The following is a 21,794-nucleotide window of genomic DNA, read 5'->3' as shown; positions in this document are numbered from 1 at the left end:
ACGTCAGGCACGCCTCCTTCACTCCACGCCGTCGGGTCGGCGCGCCCCTCACCTCGTGCCGGCCGTGGAGGGCCCGCCCTCTCCATGGACGCTCCGACGGCCCGCGTCAGTTGCGCCGGGCCCACCACGGAGGCCGGAACGCGGCGGCTGCGGCCCCGATCACGCCCTGCGGCCTGTCCGGCGCCGCTCCGGGCGGTGGTCATCGGCCGTGCCGGGCGCCGAAGGTGAGAGGTCGGGGCGGGGAGAGGTCGCTCGGCCCACCGGGCCCGGGTCAGGAACGGGCGCCGGCCATGGCCGCCTCGACCAGATCGTGGCCCAGGTCGAAGCGGACCCCGTCCGGGTTGGTCAGGCCGGCATCGGCGTACCAGCCGGCGTCGGCCTCCGGGTGGGGCCCGACCACGGCGACGCGTCCCTCGCCGTAGGGCGCGAGGACCGCGGCCGGCGGGGCGTTGCCGTACGTGGCGATCACGGTGGCGGAGGCGGCCTCCTCGTCCAGCCGGACGTACGGGCCGTCCTGGAAGTACATGTGCCGCCGCCGGCCGCGCCGGCGCACGGGGACGACGGTGTCCGCCGCCGTGCGCACCGAGGCGTCGCGTAACGCGATGTAGGCGTCGGTGTCACCGGGCAGGAGGCCGAAGCCGGGGCTGCGGCCGGCCAGGTAGCCGCCCCTGCGGACTCCGCCGGATGCAACGCGGCGTGCAGCCGCCGCCGCGTGACCGGATCGAGCGGCGCGCGGGCAAGGGCGAGGGTCGACATGCGAGGGGGGCGCTACTCGATCTCGATCCTCATGACGGTCAGCGGTTCCACCGGGATTCCGGGAGGAGGGAATTGCCCTTTGATCCGCGCACCCGTCCGGTTGGGATCGCCCTGGATATCGGGCTTGACGCCGCTGCGAAGGACGACGAAGAAGAAGTCGCCCAAGGCCCGGGAATCGATACCCAGCGCCTTCGCCGAGTCGGCGAACATCTTGAGGCAGTGGTCCACGTCCTCCAGATTGATGCACGCAAGCAGATCGAGAACCGGTTGAGCCAGCTGCCCCACGAGGTTGGGCATGGCGTTGGCCGCAGGCGCCGGCGACGGCTTGACGGCCTTCTGCTTCGGCATGTTCGCAGGCAGAGTGGTCAGCCGAAAGTCCGCGTTCCCCCGGATGTCCCGCATGTAGGTCTCGGGATCGCGCGCCTCTTTGAGGTTCTCGATGGCGAAGGAAGCGGACTCCTCAATGACGTCGAGATCGCTCACGAGGGCGACTCGCAGGGCCGCCAGGTCGGGCCCGTCCGGCGCCGACTCGAACTCATCGGCGTGCCGGGGGTCGAGAGCGTACTCCACGAGGTTGAGCATGTCGGTCATCTGCGAGCGCAGCATCGCACAGCGCGACAGCACCCGCCGCTGCTTCTCGATGTCGGCTATGTTCGGCGGGGGCGGCCCCAGGGCAATGGAATAGGGCGCCAGCGTCACAGTAAACGGCACCGGATCCTCTTTCACGGTCGCCGACCACTCGTCCATCGCCTGGTAAAGCTGGCTTGTCAGTTCGACTGGATCATTGCTGTGCGGAAGAGTTTGGATACGGCCGCCATCGTGCAGAATGAACGCGTCGGCATGCGCCTCTGCCTTCCGCATCGCTTCGGATATGTTGACCCTGACCTCGCCCGACACCGGCCCGTAGGAGCCTTCGAGCGCCGCATGAAGCTCCATCTTGGACTGCACGCTCTTCGTGTCGATCCGCACCACCCCGAAGAAGCGCCCGCCCGTGTTGATTCCGCGCACAAAATACTCGCCGAACTTCTCTTCAAGCGGCTTTCCTTCCTCCGTCAGCTTCCCTGCCGCTTCCGACATGGTCGGCGAGTCCATCTGTTGAAACGCATGCCGTTCCACGGCCGACACCAGGACCGTGAGCGAACTGGATTGAACCTTGCACTTCTTGGAGAATTCCAGTGAGGCGGATGCGCTGAACAACCCGATACCGGCCGAGACATCCGCTCCGATACCGAGTTCGGTCTCCAGGTCCTGGGTCGTCTCGATGCGCCGGAAGACAAACGAGCCGGAGCCGCCCGTGCCGACCTGCGGCGGTGTGACCTCGCCGATCGCGCCCAGCGCCATGGGGCTCCCGGTGGCCATGGCCACGCCTATGCCTATGTCGTATCCGTTGCGGATCGGAACCTCTTCCTGTTTCAGAACCACGATGGTCTCCCAGCCCACGACCCCCTGAGGGGGCGTGCTCTTTCCGTTCATCGTCCGGACTCGTCCTCGATCCCCGGCCGCGGCAGCCGCATCGCCGGACTCCGAGTGACGTCGTCTCGGCCGGCATGGATCGCTTGGGGGAGAGACCTCCGGCGAATCAGGCGGCGGAGTCAGAAGGCCAGGATCGCCGGCGTCGTGAAATCCGGCTGCGCGAGCCCCCGGGTCCTGGCTCGCTCCGGATCAACCGCGAATGGATTGATCGCCGCCACGTCCTCTCCTGCCCAGACGGTTGACAGTCGCATACGAATTCGAGCCCGCGGCCGGGTACCCCGTCGCACGAATCCCAACCCTCGTGAAAGACGGTTTTCCACGCCGCCGGCATTTCCCTGATGCCGTGAACGATCGGGCCGATGCGCCCGCAAAAGCGTCTATTGGCGACCGGCTGCCGTGTGGCCGCCGTGCGGGCCCGGCGGCCGGCGGGACCGCCCTCGGAGGTGCCGGGCCCGTTCCTCAGACGTAGCGGCGGGCGGGTCCCGGCCGCGCGGCGGCGGCGGCGGCCTCGGCGAGGGGCGGGATGTCGCCGGCGGTCAGCGGGGAGACGGTCAGGCGCACGCCGGGCGGCGCGGACAGCCGGAAGCGCGCCCCCGGCGCCGCTCCCCAGCCGGCCTGGAGCAGGCGGGCGACGGCCGCCGTCTCGTCGGGGACGGGCACCCAGACGTTCATCCCGCTGCGGCCGTGGGCCGGGATGCCGCGCGCGGCGAGCGCCGCGAGCAGGGCGTTCCGGCGCGCGCCGTAGGAGCCGGCGACCGCGGGGGTGTCCACGGCGCGGCTGCGCCACAGCTCGGCGACGGCCTCCTGGAGGAGGTGGCTGACCCAGCCGGGGCCGAGCCGCTGCCGTCCCAGCGCCCGGTCCACGGTGACCCGGTCCCCGGTCCACACGGCCAGGCGCAGGTCGGGGCCGTAGGCCTTGGCGGCGGAGCGGACCAGCGCCCAGCGGCCGGTGTGCCCGGCCAGCGGGTGCAGGGGGACCTCGGCGGGGTCGACGATGCCGTGCCCGTGGTCGTCCTCGATCAGCAGCGTGTCGGGGTGGGCGGCGAGCACCGCGCGCAGCCGGGCGGCCCTGGCCGCGGAGACGGCGGCGCCCGTCGGGTTCTGCGCCCGTGCGGTGACGATCAGGGCGCGGGCGCCCCGGTGCAGGGCCTCCTCGGCGGGTTCCGGCAGCGGGCCCTCGTCGTCCACGGCGACGGGGACGGTGCGCAGGCCGAGGGCGGGCAGCAGGTCGAGGAGGCTGCCCCAGCCGGGGTCTTCGACGGCGACGGCGTCGCCCGGCCGCAGCCAGGCGGTCAGGACCCGCTCCACGCAGTCGAGGGAGCCGGAGCTGACGGCGACCGGCCCCGCGGGCACCCCGTCGCGGTCGAGGCCGGCCCTGGCCGCCTCGGCGAGCCGGGGCGAGACGGGCGGGCAGCCGTAGAGGGTGGGCCGCCGGGCGGCGCGGGCCGCGGCGGCGGCCAGGGCCGGGCCGAGCGGGGGCAGCAGGGCCGGGTCGGGGTTCCCCTGGGAGAGGTCGCGGGCCCCTTGGGGCACCTCGACGCCGAGGAGGTCGCGCGGGGCGCTGGCCGGGCGGGCCCGGACCCGGCTGCCGCGGCGGCCCGCGGTCTCGATGACCCCGCGCTCGCGCAGGATGCGGTAGGCGGCGGCCACGGTGTTCGGGTTGACGGCAAGCTCCGCGGCCAGCTCCCGCAGCGGGGGCAGCGCCTGCCCGGGACGCAGCAGGCCCGCGCCGATCCCCTGTTCGACGCTGGCGGCAATCTCGGCTGCGCCCTGCCCCTCGATTCGATATCCTCCTAGCACAAAACATATTTTGCACTAGTACAAATGCGGCGCGCAAGCGCCGGGTGCCGGGGAGCGCACGCGCCCGGGCGACCCGGCGCCCGCGCGCCGGGCGGCAGCGAAGGAGAAGGCCATGAGCACCACCGAGTCCGCGCCCGGGCCCGCCACGGGACCCGCGGCGTACCCCGCGACCCCGAGGACCACCCCCACCAGGGCCCGCGAGCGGGTGTCCTACGACCGCGAGCTGGTGCACGCCATCCTCGACGAGGGCTACCTGTGCCACCTCGGCTTCGTCAGGGAGGGCGAGCCCGTCGTGCTGCCCACGCTCTACGCGAGGCTCGGCGAACGGCTCTACCTGCACGGCTCCACCGGCGCCGGCTACCTGCGCCCGGCGCGGGACGGCGGCCTGCCGGTCTGCCTGACCGTCACGCACGTGGACGGCCTGGTGCTGGCCGCCTCCGCCTTCCACCACTCCGTCAACTACCGCTCCGTCGTGGTACGCGGCACCGCCCGGCCGGTCACCGCGGAGGACGAGAAGCGGCGGGCGTTCGACGCCGTGGTCGACCAGGTGATCCCCGGCCGCTCGGCCGACTGCCGGCCCGCCGCGGCCAGGGAACTGGCCGCCACCGCGATCCTCGCGCTCGACCTGGCCGAGGTCTCCGCCAAGGTGCGCCGCGGCGGCCCGAAGGACGACCCGGAGGACCTCGGCCTGCCGCACTGGCGCGGCGTGCTGCCGGTCCGCCTCGCCTACGGCCCGCCGCGGGCCGCGGAAGAGGCCGGCGACCCGCAGGTTCCCGGCTACCTGACGGGGTATGCGAGGCCCTGACGGCGGAACCACGGGGCCGCCGGTGACGTCCCAGCCATGTACCCGTGCAGCGAAGATCCGTGCCAGAGACACGACCGAGGGATACCGATGTCTTCGTACCGCAGGCGCTCCGCCGCGCTCACCTCCCTGACCGTTCTCGCCGTGCTGTTCGCGGGCGGTTGCTCCGACTCCGGGGACTCGGACTCGGGGAGTGACTCCTCGGCGCAGGATCAGGACTCCGGCGGGCAGAGCGCCGACGGCGACGCGGGCGACTCCTCGGATGCCGGCGACGCGGACGACGGGGACTCCGGCTCGGACGACGCGAACGACGAGGACTCCGACACCGGCAACGCCGCGGCGCAGGGGGAGATCCCCTGGTGCACGGCGGAGGCGCTGTCCCCCTCGCTGAACCCGCTCGACTCGGGCGCGGGCCAGCGCTACGCCGCGCTGGTGCTCACCAACGTCTCGGACGGCTCCTGCCGCACCCAGGGCTGGCCCGGCCTCATGCTCCTGGACGCGGACGACAACCCGATCCAGACCGAGACGATCCGCGACCGCTCCGAGGAGTCCCACCAGATCACCGTCGCCCCGGGCGACAGCGTGTGGAGCCGGCTGCACTGGACCGTGGTGGCCGGGGACCAGGACGCCCCCGACGGCACCTGCGGCACCGAGCCGGCGAGCCTGGCGGTGATCGCCCCGGACGAGCAGGACTTCTCCAGCGCCGAGTGGGACTTCGGCCAGGTCTGCGGGGGCGGCACCATCGACGCGGTGGCGCTCGTGGAGGGCAGCGGCCCCGAGGAGTGAGGCCGCCTCGTGGAGGCCGGTGCCGCGCCGGGCGCCGGCCCCACGGGCGTGCGGCCGCCCGCCCGCCGCGGCCTCAGGCGGTGGGGAGCCAGTCCACGTGCCCTGCGAGCAGCGCGTAGCCGACGAACGCGACGGTGTCGATCAGGGCGTGCGCGACGGCCAGCGGCATGACGCGCCCCCACCTGCGGTAGCACCAGCCGAAGATGAGGCCCATCGCCGCGTTGCCGAAGAAGCCGCCGAGCCCCTGGTAGAGGTGGTACGAGCCGCGCAGCAGGGCGGAGGCGAGCAGCGCGCGGTGCGGGTGCCAGCCCAGCTGGTCCAGGCGGCGCAGCAGGTAGCCGACGACCACGACCTCCTCCAGGACGGCGTTCTGCACCGCGGAGGCCACCAGCACCGGGATCTTCCACCAGACGTCGGGCAGCGCCTCGGGCACCACCGTCAGGCTGGCGCCCGCCGCGTGCGCGCCGAGGTAGAGCAGCAGGCCGCTGCCGCCCATCGCGGCCGCCAGGGCGGCGCCCCAGCCGAGGTCGAAGGCGGGCCTGCGGGCGTCGAAGCCCAGCGCCCGCAGTCCCGGCCCCGCGAGGGCGCCGCGCGCCGGCCGCTCGCGCAGCAGCAGGTGCGCCACCAGGGCGACCGGAACCAGGGCGGTGGCGATGCCGAACAGCTGCCAGGCCAGGTCGAGCCAGGGGCGGTCGGGGGCGTGGGAGCCGTTGAGGGTGGCGGTGGAGTCGCCGAGCCCTCCCGGCCTGGTGAGCACGCCCGCGAAGTCGATGAGGGAGCTGACGGCGCTCGCGCCGAGCGACAGGGCGAGCACGAGCAGCACCTCGTGCCGCAGCATCCGCGCCGGGAGCGGCGCCCCCGCCTCGCCCGCCGCGGCGGCTCGTCCCGCCGCCGTCGTGCCCGCCGTGCCGCCGGTGTCCGGCTTCAGCCCCACTCCGTCTCCCGTCCGCGCGCCGGGCGGGCTCCCGGCACGGCGCGCGGCGGTGGGCTCACGCCCCCGTCGGCCAGCTGTGCACGGGAGCGTCCGTCCGCGCCAGTTCGCAGTACCGCCGGACGAGCTCCCGCAGGGCGGTCGCCCGGTCCGCTCCGTTCGCCACCGCCTGGTGGTAGAACCGAGTCTGCCAGCCCGCTCCCGTGATGCGGCGGCGGCACCTCTCCTCGATGACTCCGAGGTAGCGGACGCGGTCGGCGACGGCCACCCCGAGGGCCGCGAGGCCCTCCTCGGCCAGCGGCAGCAGCCGCTCGCGTATCAGGTGGTGGGCGGGCAGCCGGTCCAGGCCGCCCGCGCCCTCGCCCGCGGGCCAGCTCAGCTCGGCCTCGATGCCGTACCGGCAGGCCGCGTGGAAGTTGGCCTCGGCCACCTCGAAGGGCAGCGTGTTCCACACCGGGCGCGGCTGCGCGGCCAGCGCCCTGACCAGGCCGTAGTAGAAGGCGGCGTTGGCCACGGTGTCGGTGACGGTGGGGCCGGTGGACAGGACGCGGTTCTCCACGCGCAGGTGCGGGACCCCGCCGGCCACGTCGTAGACCGGGCGGTTCCAGCGGTAGACCGTGCCGTTGTGCAGGGAGAGCTCGGCCAGGGCGGGGATGCCGCCGGCGTCCAGCACGGCGAGCGGGTCCTCCTCGGCGCAGTGCGGCAGCAGGGCCGGGAACCAGCGGTTGTTCTCCTCGAAGAGGGAATCGGCCGAGTCGATCCAGCGCTCGCCGAACCAGGTGCGCGGGCGCACGCCCTGGGCCGCGAACTCGGGCGGGCGGCTGTCGGTGGCCTGCAGGAAGAACGGCGGGCGTGACTCGTGCCACAGTTCGCGCCCGAAGACGAAGGGGGCGTTCGCGCCTGCGGCCACCTGGGCGGCGGTGGCCGCCTGGGCCGCGTTCCAGGTGGCGGCGAACCCGGCCGGGGTGACCTGCAGGTGGAACTGCACCGAGGTGCAGGCGGATTCGGCCGCGATCGAGTCGAAGGAGTGGGTGAGGGTCTCGGCGCCCGCGATGTCCAGGGTGATGGCCTCGCCCCTGGCCGCCAGGATCTGGTCGTTCAGCAGGGTGTAGCGGTCGTCGGGCGAGAGGCTGCCCGGCACCATCTGCTCGGGGGTCACCGTGGGGAGCACGCCGGTCATCACCAGCCGCCCGCCGAATTCCGCGGCCATTCGGTCCGCGTATCCCACCGCGATGCGGAGCTCTTCGGCCAGATCGTCGAAGACGGTTCCCCCCAGAAGCCGGGGCGGCATATTGAGTTCCAGGTTGAATTGTCCGAGCTCGGCCTGAAAGTCTTTCGTGGCCATTCTGGCGAGCACTTCGTCGTTCACCATTCGGGGCGCCCCCTCGGAATCCGCCATGGCGAGTTCGACCTCCAGGCCGATGAGGTCGCGCGGCCCTTCGAAGCGCTCCTCGCGCAGCAGCCGCCGCAGCGCCTGGAGACACGCGTCGAGCCTGGCGCGGAAACGCTGCCGGGCCGCCAGGTCGAACCGGTCGGCTACGAGCTTCTCCCCCACGGGACGCCTCCTCCGTTCGAACGATGGTCCGATCATGCCCACGCCCCGGGAGGAGGAACCCGCACCGTGCGGCCCCGCGGTCACGGTGCGGCATATTCCGGCGGAATAGTTGACGCCGGTGGTGTCCCAGTGGGCGGCCGGATTTCTCCTTGCCGAAACCTCCCGGGTCGGGTACTGGAAACATAGAGCGAACATGCCTCGTATAAAATCCCGCGAACGGCAGGTGTCTCCCATTCAAGAGGCGACCTACTCCAAAGCGAGAGGCGACCCATCATGCCCCTGCATATCCCTCAGGCCCCCGCTGCCGCCGAACGCAGCGTCCTCACCGCACTCCTCCCGGCGAAGGCGCCGGATTCCCCGCCCGCCGGCCGGGGCCCGCTGCATCCGGCACCCCTGGCGACGCTCAAGCCGGTGCTTCCGCTGCCGGTCTACCAGCTGGCGCCCATCGCCGGGCCGGGCGAAGAACCGCGCGCGGCGCTCACCGGCTGGCGTTTCCTGCTGGCGAAGGACGGCCTTCCGGTCGGCGCGGCGGAGGCCACGCTGACCGCGGACGGCTGGGCCTTCTCCCACTTCTGCGCCGGGCCGTTCGTCCCCTCGACCGAGCGGGCGATGCGGCTGGCCGACGCGCTGCCGCGGCCCTACCAGCCGCGGCTGCTCTCCGTGCCGCAGCTGTACATGCTCACCCTGTGGCTGCACACGGACCACCAGGCCGCCGCCGACTCGGGCAGCCCGGAGCCGGACGACCTGCTGGTGCCGCTGGCGCCGGCGCCGCCGGGGATCGCCGCCGAACGGCCGGCGCGGACGGAGGCGCTGCTTCCGCTGCTGACCAGCCGGGTGCCGACCCTCGACCTGGCGAGCTGATCAGGCCCGCGCCTCACCCCGCCCGGTGCCGGTGCCGCAACGGCGCTGCACCGCCCGGGCGTGCCCCGTGCCTCCCGCACGCCGCCAGGGCCGCGCGGAGGAACTCGTGGATCTGCGTCAGGGCCGTCTCGGCTTGCGGCTCCACGCCGGGCATGGCGAGGAACGCGTGCCCCGCTCCCGGGTACGCGGTGAGCCGCACGGCGGTCCCGGCCGCGCGCAGCCGCTCGGCGTAGCGCCGACCCCGATCGCTTCCCCGCGCTGGCCCACTTCGCCCGCGAGATCCGCCCCCTCGGGGCCGACCGCGGCGCCGCCTTCGAGGAGATCCTCGCCGCCCACCTCGCCGCGATCGAGGCCGCCGCCCCCTGACCCACCCTCTCGGCCTCCCGGCGCGCACCGCCGCGGGGCTCGCCCCGCGGCAGGACGGGTTCGCGGGCACCGCGGCGCGGCCGAACCCGCCCGCCGCCACCGCGAAAAGGCCACGGTCACCGCGCGAAGACCACGGCCGGGAGCCCGGCCGCCGGGGCGCGGCCGGCGGCACGCCTCCTCCCGGCACCCCGGGGAAACCGCGGGGTGCCGGGAGCGGCCCGGCCGGCGCGGTCCGCTCAGTCGGCCTGGTCGGCGTAGTCGGCGACCGGCGGGCAGGAGCAGAGCAGGTTCCGGTCGCCGAAGGCGCCGTCGATGCGCCGCACCGGCGGCCAGTACTTGCTCTCCTGGGACGCCCCCGAGGGATAGGCGGCCTCACGCCGGGAGTAGGGGTGCGGCCACTCGCCGCACAGCTGCTCCGCGGTGTGCGGGGCGTTGCGCAGCGGATTGTCCTCCCGGGGCCACTCCCCCGCGCCCACCCGGTCGATCTCGGTCCGGATCGCGATCATCGCCGAGCAGAATCGGTCCAGCTCCGCCAGGTTCTCGCTCTCGGTGGGCTCGATCATCAGCGTGCCGGCCACCGGGAAGGACATGGTCGGGGCGTGGAAGCCGTAGTCGATCAGCCGCTTGGCCACGTCGTCGATCGTCACGCCGGTCGCCTTGGTCAGCGGCCTGAGGTCGATGACGCACTCGTGGGCCACCAGGCCGCCCGGCCCGGTGAAGAGCACCGGGTAGTGCGGTTCCAGGCGGCTGGCCACGTAGTTGGCGCCGAGCACCGCGACCTGGGTGGCGCGGCGCAGCCCGGCGGCGCCCATCAGCCGCAGGTAGGCCCAGGAGATCGGCAGTATCCCGGCCGAGCCCCAGGGCGCGGCGGACACCGGCCCGGTGCCGCCGCCCGCGGGCCCGGCGGCCGGCTGCAGCGGGTGGCCGGGCAGGTAGGGCGCCAGGTGCGCGCGCACCGCCACCGGGCCGACGCCGGGACCGCCGCCGCCGTGCGGGATGCAGAAGGTCTTGTGCAGGTTCAGGTGCGAGACGTCGGCGCCGAACCGGCCCGGCCTGGCGAGGCCGACAAGCGCGTTCAGGTTGGCGCCGTCCACGTAGACCTGGCCGCCCGCCTCGTGCACCGCCGCGCAGATCGCCGCGATGTCCGCCTCGAACACGCCGTGCGTGGAGGGGTAGGTGACCATCAGGACGGCCAGCTCCTCCCGGTGCGCGTCGATCTTGGCACGCAGGTCCTCCGCGTCCACGTCGCCGTTCGCGCGGGTGGCCACGACGACCACCTTCAGGCCCGCCATCGCGGCGCTCGCGGCGTTGGTGCCGTGGGCCGAGGAGGGAATCAGGCAGACGGTGCGCTGCGGCTGCCCGTTCGCCCGGTGATAGGCGCGGACCGCCAGCAGCCCGGCCAGTTCGCCCTGGGAGCCGGCGTTGGGCTGGAGCGAGACCCGGTCGTAGCCGGTGATCTCCGCGAGCCGCGACTCCAGTTCGCGGATCAGCTCCAGGTAGCCCTCCGCCTGCTCCAGCGGCGCGAACGGGTGCAGCTGGGCGAACTCGGGCCAGGTGACGGCCGCCATCTCCACGGTGGCGTTGAGCTTCATCGTGCACGAGCCCAGCGGGATCATCCCGCGGTCGAGGGCGTAGTCGCGGTCGGCCAGGCGCCGCAGGTAGCGCAGCATCTCCGTCTCCGAGCGGTACCGGTGGAAGACCGGGTGGCCCAGGTAGGAGTCCCGGCGCACCAGCGTCCCTGGCAGCGCGTCCGGGGTCCTCGCGTCGAGCCCCTCGATGCCGAACGCGTCCCCGGCCACGCCGAACGCCGACCAGACGGCCGCCAGTTGCGCCCGGCCGGTGGTCTCGTCGCAGGAGACGCCGACGTGATCGGCGTCCGTCAGGCGCAGGTTGACCCCGGCCCGCCGCGCGGCCTCCACCACGGCCGCGGCCCGGCCCGGCACCCGCGCGGTGACCGTGTCGAAGAACGCGTCGTGCACCACCTCGACCCCGCCGTCGCGCAGGCCGGCCGCGAGCAGCGCGGCGTAACGGTGGGTGCGCCTGGCTATGGTCGCCAGCCCCTCGGGGCCGTGGTAGACCGCGTACATCCCGGCCATGACGGCGAGCAGCACCTGGGCGGTGCAGATGTTGCTCGTGGCCTTCTCACGCCGGATGTGCTGCTCCCTGGTCTGCAGGGCCAGCCGGTGGGCGGGCCGCCCCGCGGCGTCGCGCGAGACGCCGACGAGCCGGCCCGGCAGATTGCGGGCGTAGCCCTCGCGGACGGCCATGAAGCCGGCGTGCGGCCCGCCGAAGGCCATCGGCACGCCGAAACGCTGGCTGGAGCCGACCGCGATGTCGGCGCCGAGCTCGCCCGGCGAGGCGAGGAGCGTCAGCGCGAGGAGGTCGGTGGCGAGGGTGACCACGGCCCCGAGCTCGTGGGCGCGCTCGATGACCGGCCGCGGATCGCGGAGGGCACCGGAGGCCCCGGGGTACTGGAGCAGCACGCCGAACAGGCCGCGGCCGGCGACGTCCTCGGGAATGCCGCCGGCGAGGTCGGCGACGACCAGTTCCACGCCGGTGGGCTCCGCGCGGGTCCTGACGACGGCGATCGTCTGCGGCAGGCAGTCGGCGTCCACCAGGAACACCCCGCCCTTGCCCTTGCCGACCCGGCGGGCCAGGGCCATCGCCTCGGCGGCGGCCGTGCCCTCGTCGAGCAGGGAGGCGCCCGCGGTGGGCAGGCCGGTGAGGTCGGCCACCACCGTCTGGAAGTTCAGCAGCGCCTCGAGCCGCCCCTGCGAGATCTCCGGCTGGTAGGGCGTGTAGGCCGTGTACCAGGCCGGGTTCTCCAGGACGTTGCGCTGGATGACCGGCGGGGTGAAGGTGCCGTGGTAGCCCAGCCCGATCATCGAGTGGAGCACGGTGTTGCGGGCGGCCAGCGAGCGCAGCTCGGCGAGGACGGCGGCCTCGTCGCGCGCCTCGGGAAGGCGCAGGCCGGAGGCGTCGCGGACGGCCTCGGGCACGGCGGCGGCGGTCAGCTCGTCCAGGGAGCCGAAGCCGACCTGGGCGAGCATCTTCGCCTCGTCCGCGGCGTCGGGGCCGATGTGGCGCGCGGCGAAGGGCGTGCCCTCTTCGAGGGTGGCAAGCGGAATGCGGGGGGCGGGGGTGCGCGTCATGCCTGGAGGCTCCTCACGGTCGGGCGACCCGGGGGTCAGGCGGCGGCGCCTGACCTGCCTCCCCCTCTGTCATCGCGGACCTGCCGCGACCTGAGAGCTTCGCCCTGGCGCCTGGGCGCCCGGCTTGCACCGTCGGTGAGGGCGGTCCCGCGCCTGGCTGCGCCGGTTTCCGCCCTGCTTTCCAGAGTGGCTTCGCTCGCACGGTACGGGGGCCTGAGAGATTCCGGGGAGGAGTTGCTCCTTCGGCGCCTGCCGTCCGTGGGACGCCAGGACTCTCCCGCACGAGTTCGTCAACCTTTCCCGAGGCTACCAGCGCGGCCCCGGCGGGACCATTCCCGGCTATTCCGGCCGATCCGAGGTACCCGGAAACCCACTCGACTGGCCAGCGGCCGATTTGTGCCGTTTGGTAGGGAAGTAAGGCGCCCGCCGGGCCGTCGCGAAGAGTGGGAGGAAACGTGCAGACCGACATCGATCCCCGCAGCCTGATCGGATGCAAGGCCGTCGACCGAAACGGCACCAAGATCGGCACGGTGGACGAGGTGTACCTCGACGACGCCACCGGGGCGCCCGAGTGGGCCGCGGTGCGGACCGGCCTCTTCAGCCGGGACGCCTTCGTGCCCCTCGACCCGAGCGAACTGGTGGACGACGCCCTGCGCGTGCCGTTCGAACGCGCGCTGATCAGGGAGGCCCCCGACTTCGGCGTCGGGCGGCACCTGTCCCCCCAGCAGGAGCTGGAGCTGTACCACCACTACGGGCTCGACGTCCCGGGCGGCCGCCCGGGCGACCCGCCGGCCGACCACGACTTCGGCCGGCTGGCCCCGGACGAGGCCGGCGGGGAGGGCGAGGGCTGATCGGGCACGAGCGGAAGCGGGGCCGAGCCGGTCAGCTCGGGGTCGTCCACGCGGAAGGTGCGGGCCCGGCCCGGCTCGCCGCCCGGCCGCTCGAAGCGCACCGTGACGCGGCCCACCCCGCTGCCCTGCACCCAGCCCGGGCCGTAGCGCGCGTGGCTGACGTCGTGCCCCGGCAGCCAGCTCCCCGGGCGGGGGCCGTCCTCCCGCGTCCGGGACTCCGCGCCCTGGGCCGCGGGCGCGGCCTCCGGCCCGGCAGGCGCGCCGGCCGCCTGGGCGAAGAGGTCCTCCTGCGTGAAGTCCGCAAGCCCGCTCACGCCCACGCCCAGCAGCCTGACCCCGGCCGTGGTGTCCACGCCCTCGAGCAGCCGCGCCGCGGCCTCCCGCACCACGGCCGGGTCGTCGGTGGGGGCACGCAGCGTGTCGGAGCGGGTGAGCGTGGCGAAGTCGTAACGGCGCACCTTGAGGACCACCGTGCGCCCCGACCGCCCCGCCTCCCGCAGCCGCGCCACGCAGCGCTCGGCCAGCCTGGCGACCTCGAACCTGATCCTGGCCCGGTCGGTGACGTCCGTGTCGAAGGTGTCCTCCACCGAGATGGACTTGGTGTCGCGGTCGGCGACCACCTCGCGCTCGTCCACGGCCAGGGCCATCGCGTACACCCCGTGGCCGTGCGCCTTGCCGAGCAGCCGCAGCATCTCGGCCTCGCCCGCCCTGGCCACCTCGCCCACCGTGTGCAGGCCCGCCTTGCGCAGCGTCTCCGCGGTGGCCGGGCCGACGCCGGGCAGGGTGCGCACCGGGAGCGGCGCGAGCAGCTCACGCTCGGTGCCGGGCTCGATGAGCACCAGGCCGTCCGGCTTCGCCCGCTCCGAGGCGATCTTGGCGAGCATCTTGGAGGCCGCAAGGCCGACCGAGCCGGTCAGCCCGGTGGCCGCCCGGATGGCGGCCCGCAGCTCCCGCCCCACCCGCCTGGCCTCCTCCGCGGTGGCGGCCGCGCCCCCGGCCGCCAGGTCGACGAACGCCTCGTCCAGGCTCAGCGGCTCGACCAGCGGCGAGAGCTCCCCCAGCAGCCGCATGACGGTCTCGCTGATCTCCCGGTAGACGCCGAAGCGGGGCACCAGGAAGGCGGCGTGCGGGCACAGCCGCCTGGCCTGGGCGGTGGGCATCGCCGAGTGCACCCCGAAGCGGCGCGCCTCGTAGGAGGCGGTGGCCACCACCCCGCGCGGGCCGAGGCCGCCCACGACGACCGGCTTTCCCCGCAGGCTCGGCTTGGCCGCCTGCTCCACCGAGGCGTAGAAGGCGTCCATGTCCAGGTGCAGGATCGTCGGCCTGACTCTCACAGGGCCGATGGTGCCCCACGGGTCTGACAGCCGCACGGCCCCCGGACTGCCCTCGGCGGGCGCGCCCGGGCGGCCCGGGCGCCGGCGCCTGCTCAGCCCGAGCGGTGGCGCCTGCGGGCGAGTTCGTCGGCCGGGTGCTCGGCCGGGACCGCCTCTCCGGTGTCGACGCGCTCGGCCTGCAGCTGCCCCAGTGCCCGGTCCACGTCGTTCCAGACGGCGCCCACCGCGATGCCGAAGACGCCGCGGCCGTCCTGGAGCAGCTCGGCGAGCTCGTCGGGGGAGCCACAGCGGTAGACGGTCGCGCCGTCGCTCATCAGCGTCATCCCGGCCAGCTCCCCGGCCTCGGCGGTGCGCAGCGCGTGCGCGGCGGTCCTGAGGCTCTGGAGGGAGACGCCGGCGTCGAGCAGGCGCTTGACGATCTTGAGGACGAGAATGTCCCGGAAGCTGTACAGGCGCTGGGTGCCCGAGCCGTGTGCCGGGCGGATGCTCGGCTGCACCAGTCCGGTGCGGGCCCAGTAGTCCAGCTGCCGGTAGGTGATGCCGGCGGCCGCGCAGGCGCTCGGGCCGCGGTATCCGAGGCGCTCGGCCCCGGGGCCGCCCGGCGTCTCCCGCGCCGCGGGCCGCGCCCGCAGGCCGGGGGGCGGCGGGCCCGGAAGAGCGGCCACCTCGCCCACCGCTCTGCTGTCGCCGTTACCTGTCACGCCGGCCTCCGTTCCGCATGCCCCTACCGTGCCTCCGTCACTCACCGACTGTCACGATGAGTACGCACACAGCGCTCCTCCCAAGACATGCCCCATTGACGCTAGGCATCCACACTCAGCGCGTCAACGATCGCCACGCGTGGCTACTGGCTGCTCGTGCCGAAGTCCTCGGGAGAGATCTGGTCGAGGAACTCGCGGAACCTCTCCACCTCGTCCTCCTGCTCGTCCGGGATGATGATCCCCGCGTCGTCGAGCACGGCCTCGCTGCCGTAGATCGGCGTGCCCACGCGCAGCGCGAGCGCTATGGCATCGGAGGGCCTGGCGCTGACCTCCACCCCGCTGGCGAACACGAGCTCGGCATAGAAGACCCCGTCGCGCAGGTCGGTGATGCGCACCGCGCTGAGCTCCTGCCCCACCGCCTCGAGCACGTTCTTGAACAGGTCGTGCGTCAGCGGCCGGGGAGGGGTCATGCCCTGCTGGGCGAACGCGATGGCGGTCGCCTCTCCCGGTCCGATCCAGATCGGGAGATAGCGGTCGCCTCCGACTTCACGGAGGAGTACGAGGGGCTGGTTGTTGGGCATTTCCACCCGCACGCCCACGACGTCGAGCTGATTCACACAGCAACCCTAGGCGGTGCCCGGGGCATTTGGATAGTCGAGCACCGCCACGCGGACTCCGCGCGCCCCCCTGCCGGTCAGAATGCCTGCCTGCTGGCGAAGAAGACCAGGCGGTACTTGCCGATCTGGACCTCGTCCCCGTTGGCCAGCACCACCGAGTCGATGGGCTCGCGGTTCACGTAGGTGCCGTTCAGGCTGCCGACGTCACTCACCGTGAACGTCCCGTCGCCCTGGCGCTTGAACTCGACGTGGCGGCGGGAGACCGTCACGTCGTCCAGGAAGATGTCGCTCTGCGGGTGGCGGCCGGCGGTGGTGACCTGGCCGTCCAGCAGGAACCTGCTGCCCGAGTTCGGGCCGCGGCGGACGATCAGCAGCGCCGATCCCGGGGGCAGGGCCTCCACGGCCGCCTGGGCCTCCGGGGAGAGCGCCGGGGAGGGGTGCTGGCCGGTGATCTCCGCCTCGTAGGCCTCCAGGCCGCTGATGGAGATCGTGGACGTGGTCTCGGAGGAGCCCTCGAGGCCGGGGCGCAGCCCGTTGCCGCAGTTGGAGCAGAACCGGCTCGAACCCGGGTTCTGGTGGCCGCAGCGCGAGCACGTGCGGCCCTCGTAGGCGCCGCCCTGGCCGCCTATGCCGCCGGGGCCACCGGCGACCTCGTCACGGAACAGCGGGCGCTCCGGCTCCGCACCGGAGGCCGGCGCTGGCGCGTCGCCATGCTGGCGGGCGCGGGACCGTGCGGCACTGTGCATGCCACTTTGACGCCTGCCGAACAGTCGAGCGAAAAAACTCACCAGCGATCCCCTCGCACCTAGGCCGCCCCGTCGACAGCGGGACGGTCCGTCATCTCTCACCGGCCGTATGGACGTCCTGTCAACGCCCACGGCCTCCGTTCAGTTTCCCTTATCCGGCTCCGCGCAGGTCCGGCAGCCCCCGCCGGTGGTCTCCGTCACGGTGACGACTGAGCGTAGTCAGGCTGATCCGCCGCCCGCAAGGCGTCCACCGTGACCTTCTCCGGCCGGTCCACCGACACGGAGACCTGCTGGTTCTCCAGTGACTGCACCACCCCGCCCGGGATGTTCAGCGCCGGTTCCAGGTCCCTCGGCCGGCCGATGGCCCGCAGCTCGTACGGCGCGCTCAGCCGGTGCCCGTCGGCGACCACGCCGCCGTTCTCGTCCACGAAGGAGGTCTCGGCCACCACCCGCACATCGTTGACCTGGATCGCCTCGGCGCCCGCGGCCCGCAGCTCCTGCACCGCGTCGAGCAGCATATCCGCCCCCACGACGCCGAGCCGGTCGCCGATGTGCAGCACGATGCCCTCGCCCTCGGCGGTCACGGTGCCGGCCAGCACGCCGAGCTCGCGGGTGCGCCGCTCGGTCTGGCGCCTGGCCTCCTCGGCCTGGTCCGAGCTGCTCTCCAGCTCGGAGCGCTGCGCCAGCAGGCCGGCCCGCTCGTCCTGGAGGCGGGCCGTGTGGTCCTCGAGGTCGCTGAGGATGCGCACCAGGTCCTCGGGGCGGGCGGTGCGCAGCGCGCTGTCCTCGCCGCCCGTCGCCCGCACCTGGATGGCCAGGCCCAGGCCGAGCACGAACAGCAGCGAGGCGGCGAGGAGTTGACTGCGGGTGGCCCGGGGCGGCCACAGCGCAGAGGCGAGCGCCCGCGCGCCCGCGGGCGCGGCGGCGGGCCGTGCCGCGCCGGGCGCCTCCCCCGCGCCCGCGCCGGAGGCGGCGGGACGGCCGGGGCCCGCCCCTTCCCCTGTCCCGGCTGCCCCGGCGCCCTCCCCGGCCCGATCCGACCGGTCGGGCTCGTCCGGGTGGCCGGGCTCGTCCGGGCGGTCGGGTCGGCCGGGCTCGTCCGGCCGGCCGGGGGGCCTGGGCTCCGGGGCCGCCGGCTGCTTCTCGTGCGGCTGTTCCCTCGGGTCCATCGGGCTCACGCGCCGAAGACGTGCCGGCGGATGGCGGCCGCGTTGGAGAAGATGCGGACGCCGAGCACGACGACGACGCCCGTGGAGAGCTGGGCGCCGACCCCGAGCTTGTCGCCGAGGAAGACGATCAGGGCGGCCACGGTGACGTTCGAGAGGAACGAGACCACGAAGACCCGGTCGTCGAACACCCCGTCGAGCATGGCCCGCAGGCCGCCGAAGACGGCGTCGAGCGCGGCCACGACCGCTATCGGCAGGTAGGGCTCCACGACGGCCGGCACCACCGGCCTGGTCAGCACGCCGACGGCGACGCCGAGCACCAGCCCCAGCACGGGTATCACCGCACCGCTCCTTCCCCGGCCCCCGGGCCGGCCCCCGTCTGCGTCTGTGCCGCGCCGGACGGCCCTTCCCCGCCGCCGTCCGGCACCGGCCGCGCCGTGCGCAGCGCCGGGTCCGGGGCGGCGGGCAGCGAGAGATCCTCCCGCGCCTCGGTGCGGAAGCCGATGCCCTCCTCCTCCCGCAGCGTCTCCAGGTAGCGCTCCGCGCCGCTCGCGCGGAAGGCGGCGGCGAACTCCTCCCCGCCGCCGACGGCCAGCACCCGGTAGGGCGGCACCAGCGGCCGGTTGTCCACCAGCACCGCCTCGCCCGCGGTGCGGATCGCGGAAAGGGCGGTGAGACGCCGGTCGTTGACGGCGATCGCCTCGGCACCCGCCCACCACAGGCCGTTGACCACCCGCTGCAGGTCCCGGTCGCCCACCCGGCCGCCGGCCGGCCCGCCGCCGCGCGGGTCCAGCGCCGGCCCCGACGCGGCGCTTTCGGCCCCCTCGGCGTCCTCCAGGGTGAGTTCGAGGCCGGGGCCCTCGACGGGAGTGGCCCCGGCCAGCAGCGCGATCAGGTGCGCCTCGCGGGCGCCCGGGTCGGCCTCCGCCGCGCGCCGCAACTCCGCCACCTCCTCGCGCAGTTCCCCGACCTGCGCGCGCAGCCCGTCGAGGGCCTCGGTGCCGGAGCGGACCCGGTCGAGCAGTTGCGCGCGCTCCTGCGCCACCTCGGGCGCGGCCTCATGGGCGTGGGCCGCGCCCAGGGTGACGAGGAGGGCGGCGAGCAACAGCCCCCCGGTCAGCCAGAGCCTGGCGCGTGAGGTGGGCGGCAGCGCCGCCCGGCCCTCGGCGTCCCGTCTGGCCGCCGCGAGGGCGTACCCCTCGTCGAGGGTGTGGCTCATGACGGTGGTCAGCAGTGACATGGAGGCGTCGGGGCGCACCGGCGCGCGCTGTCCGGGCTCCTGCGGTGGCATGGCGGGCATGATTGCACGCCGGGCCCCCCGAGTTCGAAACGGCCCCCACAGCAGGGCCGTTGGCCCGCCCCCTGGTCAGCGCTCGGCGCTGTCCACGACCGAGGACCAGTGGTCGAGCAGCTCCTGCGCGGTGGCGTCGTCCGGGCCCTCGGCCCACAGGTGGGTCACGGCCTCCGCCGGGTCCGGGAGCACCAGCACCCATCTGCCGTCGGCCTCCACGACGCGCACCCCGTCGGTGGTGTCGATGGTGCGGTCCCCCGCGGCCTCGACCACCCGGCGCATCACCAGGCCCTTGATCGCCCAGGGGGTGGCGACGTCGCGGCGCTGGACGTGGGCGCGCGGGATGCGGGCGTCGATCTGGCTGAGCGACAGCTGGGTGCGGGCGACGAGGCCGAGCAGCCTGGCGAAGGCCGCGGTGGCGTCGAAGACGCTGGAGAACTCGGGGATGATGAAGCCTCCCCTGCCGTCGCCGCCGAAGATCGCCCCCTCCTTGTGGGTGGCCCGGGTCAGGTCGCCAGGCGAGGTGCTCGTCCACTCCACCTGGGTGCCGTGGTAGGCGGCGACCTGCTCGGCGATCCGCGTGGTGGTCACGGGCAGGGCGACGGCGCCGCCGCGGCGCTCGGCGGCGATCAGGTCGAGCATGACGAGCAGGACGCGCTGGTCGTCGATGACCCGCCCGCGCTCGTCGACCAGGGCGAACCGCTCGCCCACCGGGTCGAAGCGGACGCCGAAGGCGGCCCTGGCCGAGGAGACCATCTCGCCGAGCCGCACCAGGCCGGCCCGGTGGGTGTCGGCGGTCTCGGTGGGACGGGCCTCGTCCAGGCCGGGGTTGATGGTGAGGGAGTCCACGCCGATGCGGCCGAGCAGGCTCGGGAGCACCAGGCCCGCGCTGCCGTTGGCGGCGTCGACGACGACCTTCAGACCCGCCTCGGCCACCCCGGAGGTGTCGACGGCGCGCAGCACGGAGCCGGTGTACGCGTCGAACACGCTGGCCGGGAAGCTGAGATCGCCGATCTCGCCGGGGAAGGCCCGGCGGTACTCCTGCCTGGCGTAGACGCGGTCGAGCTTGCGCTGCCCGGCCTGCGAGAGGTCGGCGCCGCGCTCGTCGAAGAACATGATGTCCACCGAGTCCGGCACGCCCGGGGTGGTGCGGATCATGACGCCGCCCGCGCTGCCGCGGGCGGTCTGCTGGCGGGCGACGGGGAGCGGCACGTTCTCCAGGTCGCGGACGTCGATGGCGCTGGCCTGCAGGGCCGAGATGACGGCGCGTTTGAGGGCTCGCGCGCCCCTGGAGTGGTCGCGGGCCGTGGTGACCGTGGAGCCCTTCTTCAGGGTGGTGGCGTAGGCGCTGGCGAGCCGGACGGCTAGCTCGGGGGTGATCTCGACGTTGAGGATGCCGGAGACGCCCCTGGCGCCGAACAGCTGGGCCTGGCCGCGGGATTCCCAGATGACGGAGGTGTTGACGAACGCGCCGGCCTCGACGGTCTTGAAGGGATAGACGCGGACGTTGCCCTGGACGATGGACTCCTCGCCCACGAGGCATTCGTCGCCGATGACCGCGCCGTCCTCGATCCTGGCCGCGCGCATCACGTCGGTGTTCTTGCCGATCACGCAGCCGCGCAGATTGGTCTGCGGGCCGATGTACACGTTGTCGTGGACGACGGCCTTGTGCAGGAACGCGTCGGACTTGACGACCACGTTGGAACCGACGACGGTGTGCTCGCGGATTTCCGCTCCGGCCTCGATCTTGGCGTAGTCGCCGATGTACAGGGGGCCGCGCAGCTTGGCGTCCGGGTGCACCTCGGCGCCCTCGGCGATCCACACGCCGGGCGAGATCTCGAATCCCTCGATCTCGACGTCGACCTTGCCCTCCAGCACGTCCGCCTGGGCCTTGACATAGCTCTCGTGCGTGCCGACGTCCTCCCAGTAGCCCTCGGCGACGTAGCCGTAGATCGGCTTGCCCTCCTTCATCAGCCGCGGGAAGACGTCGCCCGACCAGTCGACGGAGACGTCGGGCTCGACGTAGTCGAAGACCTCGGGCTCCATCACGTAGATGCCGGTGTTCACCGTGTCGGAGAACACCTGTCCCCAGGTGGGCTTTTCCAGGAAACGGTCGACGCGGCCGTCCTCGTCGACGATGGTGATGCCGAATTCCAGGGGATTGGGGACGCGGGTCAGGCAGACGGTGACGAGGGCACCGCGCTCCCGGTGGAAGCGGATGAGATCGGTGAGGTCGAAATCGGTGAGCGCGTCCCCCGAAATCACCAGAAACGAGTCGTTTCTCAGTGCCTCCTCGGCATTCTTCACACTTCCGGCCGTACCCAGTGGCTTTTCTTCGTGTGCATAGGTGAGGTCCATTCCGAGCTCGTCGCCGTCACCGAAGTAGTTCTTCACGAGCGACGCGAGGAACTGCACGGTGACCACGGTCTCGGTGAGCCCGTGCCGCTTCAGCAGCCGGAGCACGTGCTCCATGATGGGACGGTTCGCCACGGGCAGCAGGGGCTTGGGCATGCTCGCGGTCATCGGGCGAAGCCGGGTGCCTTCGCCTCCAGCCATTACGACGGCCTTCATATCGGAAGTGTCCTCCTCGGGGAGTCGACAGTCAC

18 protein-coding genes, 2 pseudogenes and 1 riboswitch are annotated in these 21,794 nt (G+C 73.7%); of the genes and pseudogenes, 5 read left to right on the top strand and 15 right to left on the bottom strand.

Features of this window, described 5'->3' with window-relative positions; genetic code table 11:
* Positions 1-271 precede the first annotated feature (271 nt).
* The 3 genes from D7294_RS06775 to D7294_RS06765 form a co-directional block, all read right to left on the bottom strand.
* Complete coding sequence (locus D7294_RS06775; RefSeq protein WP_194117735.1) at positions 272-583, bottom strand: hypothetical protein; 312 nt, start codon at positions 581-583, stop codon at positions 272-274.
* A gap of 185 nt (positions 584-768) precedes the next feature.
* On the bottom strand, positions 769-2,229 hold the full coding sequence (locus D7294_RS06770; protein WP_120676591.1) for an MACPF domain-containing protein: 1,461 nt from the start codon (positions 2,227-2,229) through the stop codon (positions 769-771).
* Between the two features lie 459 nt (positions 2,230-2,688).
* Positions 2,689-4,029, bottom strand: a complete 1,341-nt coding sequence (locus D7294_RS06765; RefSeq protein ID WP_120676589.1) for an aminotransferase class I/II-fold pyridoxal phosphate-dependent enzyme — start codon at positions 4,027-4,029, stop codon at positions 2,689-2,691.
* Positions 4,030-4,141: 112 nt separating this feature from the next.
* Between D7294_RS06765 and D7294_RS06760 the strand changes: the two genes are divergently transcribed.
* Positions 4,142-4,834: a pyridoxamine 5'-phosphate oxidase family protein gene (locus D7294_RS06760; RefSeq protein ID WP_120676587.1), complete on the top strand. Its 693-nt coding sequence runs from the start codon at positions 4,142-4,144 to the stop codon at positions 4,832-4,834.
* A gap of 87 nt (positions 4,835-4,921) precedes the next feature.
* Entirely contained in the window at positions 4,922-5,617 is a 696-nt protein-coding gene (locus D7294_RS06755; RefSeq protein WP_120676585.1) for a DUF4232 domain-containing protein, read from the top strand.
* A 73-nt stretch (positions 5,618-5,690) separates the two neighbouring features.
* Here D7294_RS06755 and D7294_RS06750 read toward each other — a convergent pair whose 3' ends face one another.
* A complete protein-coding gene (locus D7294_RS06750; RefSeq protein WP_120677096.1) occupies positions 5,691-6,455 on the bottom strand; it encodes a CPBP family intramembrane glutamic endopeptidase in 765 nt (254 codons plus the stop codon).
* A 151-nt stretch (positions 6,456-6,606) separates the two neighbouring features.
* Positions 6,607-8,103, bottom strand: coding sequence for a glutamate-cysteine ligase family protein (locus D7294_RS06745; protein ID WP_120676583.1), 1,497 nt, complete (start codon positions 8,101-8,103; stop codon positions 6,607-6,609).
* A gap of 273 nt (positions 8,104-8,376) precedes the next feature.
* Here D7294_RS06745 and D7294_RS06740 point away from each other — a divergent pair, with 273 nt between their 5' ends.
* The gene (locus D7294_RS06740; RefSeq protein WP_120676582.1) at positions 8,377-8,964 is read left to right on the top strand and encodes a hypothetical protein; all 588 of its coding nucleotides are present in this window, start codon (positions 8,377-8,379) and stop codon (positions 8,962-8,964) included.
* Between the two features lie 13 nt (positions 8,965-8,977).
* On the opposite strand, the pseudogene D7294_RS32915 reads toward D7294_RS06740, so the two are convergent.
* Positions 8,978-9,214, bottom strand: a pseudogene (locus tag D7294_RS32915) (alpha/beta hydrolase); the annotation flags it as partial.
* On the opposite strand from D7294_RS32915, the pseudogene D7294_RS32910 reads away from it, so the two are divergent.
* Positions 9,199-9,330: pseudogene (locus tag D7294_RS32910) on the top strand (TetR/AcrR family transcriptional regulator); the annotation flags it as partial. The pseudogenes D7294_RS32915 and D7294_RS32910 overlap by 16 nt on opposite strands.
* A 236-nt stretch (positions 9,331-9,566) precedes the next feature.
* Here the strand turns inward: D7294_RS32910 and gcvP are convergent.
* Positions 9,567-12,482 carry an aminomethyl-transferring glycine dehydrogenase gene (gene gcvP, locus D7294_RS06725; protein ID WP_120676580.1) on the bottom strand — a complete coding sequence of 972 codons (2,916 nt, stop codon included), beginning with the start codon at positions 12,480-12,482 and terminating at the stop codon, positions 9,567-9,569.
* 191 nt (positions 12,483-12,673) lie between these two features.
* A riboswitch (glycine riboswitch) is annotated at positions 12,674-12,772 on the bottom strand.
* A 165-nt stretch (positions 12,773-12,937) separates the two neighbouring features.
* Between gcvP and D7294_RS06720 the strand changes: the two genes are divergently transcribed.
* Positions 12,938-13,333 carry a PRC-barrel domain-containing protein gene (locus tag D7294_RS06720; RefSeq protein ID WP_174248286.1) on the top strand — a complete coding sequence of 132 codons (396 nt, stop codon included), beginning with the start codon at positions 12,938-12,940 and terminating at the stop codon, positions 13,331-13,333.
* Here D7294_RS06720 and D7294_RS06715 read toward each other — a convergent pair.
* The 8 genes from D7294_RS06715 to D7294_RS06680 form a co-directional block, all read right to left on the bottom strand.
* Positions 13,231-14,667, bottom strand: coding sequence for a DNA polymerase IV (locus D7294_RS06715; RefSeq protein WP_120676576.1), 1,437 nt, complete (start codon positions 14,665-14,667; stop codon positions 13,231-13,233). The genes D7294_RS06720 and D7294_RS06715 overlap by 103 nt on opposite strands.
* A 92-nt stretch (positions 14,668-14,759) precedes the next feature.
* On the bottom strand, positions 14,760-15,368 hold the full coding sequence (locus D7294_RS06710) for a MerR family transcriptional regulator (RefSeq protein WP_120676574.1): 609 nt from the start codon (positions 15,366-15,368) through the stop codon (positions 14,760-14,762).
* Between the two features lie 143 nt (positions 15,369-15,511).
* Positions 15,512-15,985 (bottom strand): bifunctional nuclease family protein, encoded by a 474-nt coding sequence (locus D7294_RS06705; protein WP_120676572.1) that lies wholly within the window; start codon positions 15,983-15,985, stop codon positions 15,512-15,514.
* Positions 15,986-16,062: 77 nt separating this feature from the next.
* On the bottom strand, positions 16,063-16,773 hold the full coding sequence (locus D7294_RS32195; protein ID WP_120676570.1) for an FHA domain-containing protein: 711 nt from the start codon (positions 16,771-16,773) through the stop codon (positions 16,063-16,065).
* A 155-nt stretch (positions 16,774-16,928) separates the two neighbouring features.
* Entirely contained in the window at positions 16,929-17,900 is a 972-nt protein-coding gene (locus tag D7294_RS06695) for a DUF881 domain-containing protein (protein WP_120676568.1), read from the bottom strand.
* Positions 17,901-17,905: 5 nt separating this feature from the next.
* A complete protein-coding gene (locus tag D7294_RS06690) occupies positions 17,906-18,238 on the bottom strand; it encodes a small basic family protein (protein ID WP_120676567.1) in 333 nt (110 codons plus the stop codon).
* The gene (locus D7294_RS06685) at positions 18,235-19,197 is read right to left on the bottom strand and encodes a DUF881 domain-containing protein (RefSeq protein WP_422070663.1); all 963 of its coding nucleotides are present in this window, start codon (positions 19,195-19,197) and stop codon (positions 18,235-18,237) included. The genes D7294_RS06690 and D7294_RS06685 overlap by 4 nt, the downstream gene beginning before the upstream one ends.
* Positions 19,198-19,263: 66 nt before the next feature.
* Positions 19,264-21,759: a mannose-1-phosphate guanyltransferase gene (locus D7294_RS06680; protein WP_120676565.1), complete on the bottom strand. Its 2,496-nt coding sequence runs from the start codon at positions 21,757-21,759 to the stop codon at positions 19,264-19,266.
* Positions 21,760-21,794 lie beyond the last annotated feature (35 nt).

This window comes from Streptomyces hoynatensis, assembly GCF_003626535.1.
GTDB lineage: Bacteria > Actinomycetota > Actinomycetes > Streptomycetales > Streptomycetaceae > Streptomyces > Streptomyces hoynatensis.
The sequence above is the reverse complement of the archived record's forward strand: the minus strand, read 5'-3'. Positions and strand labels throughout refer to the sequence as shown.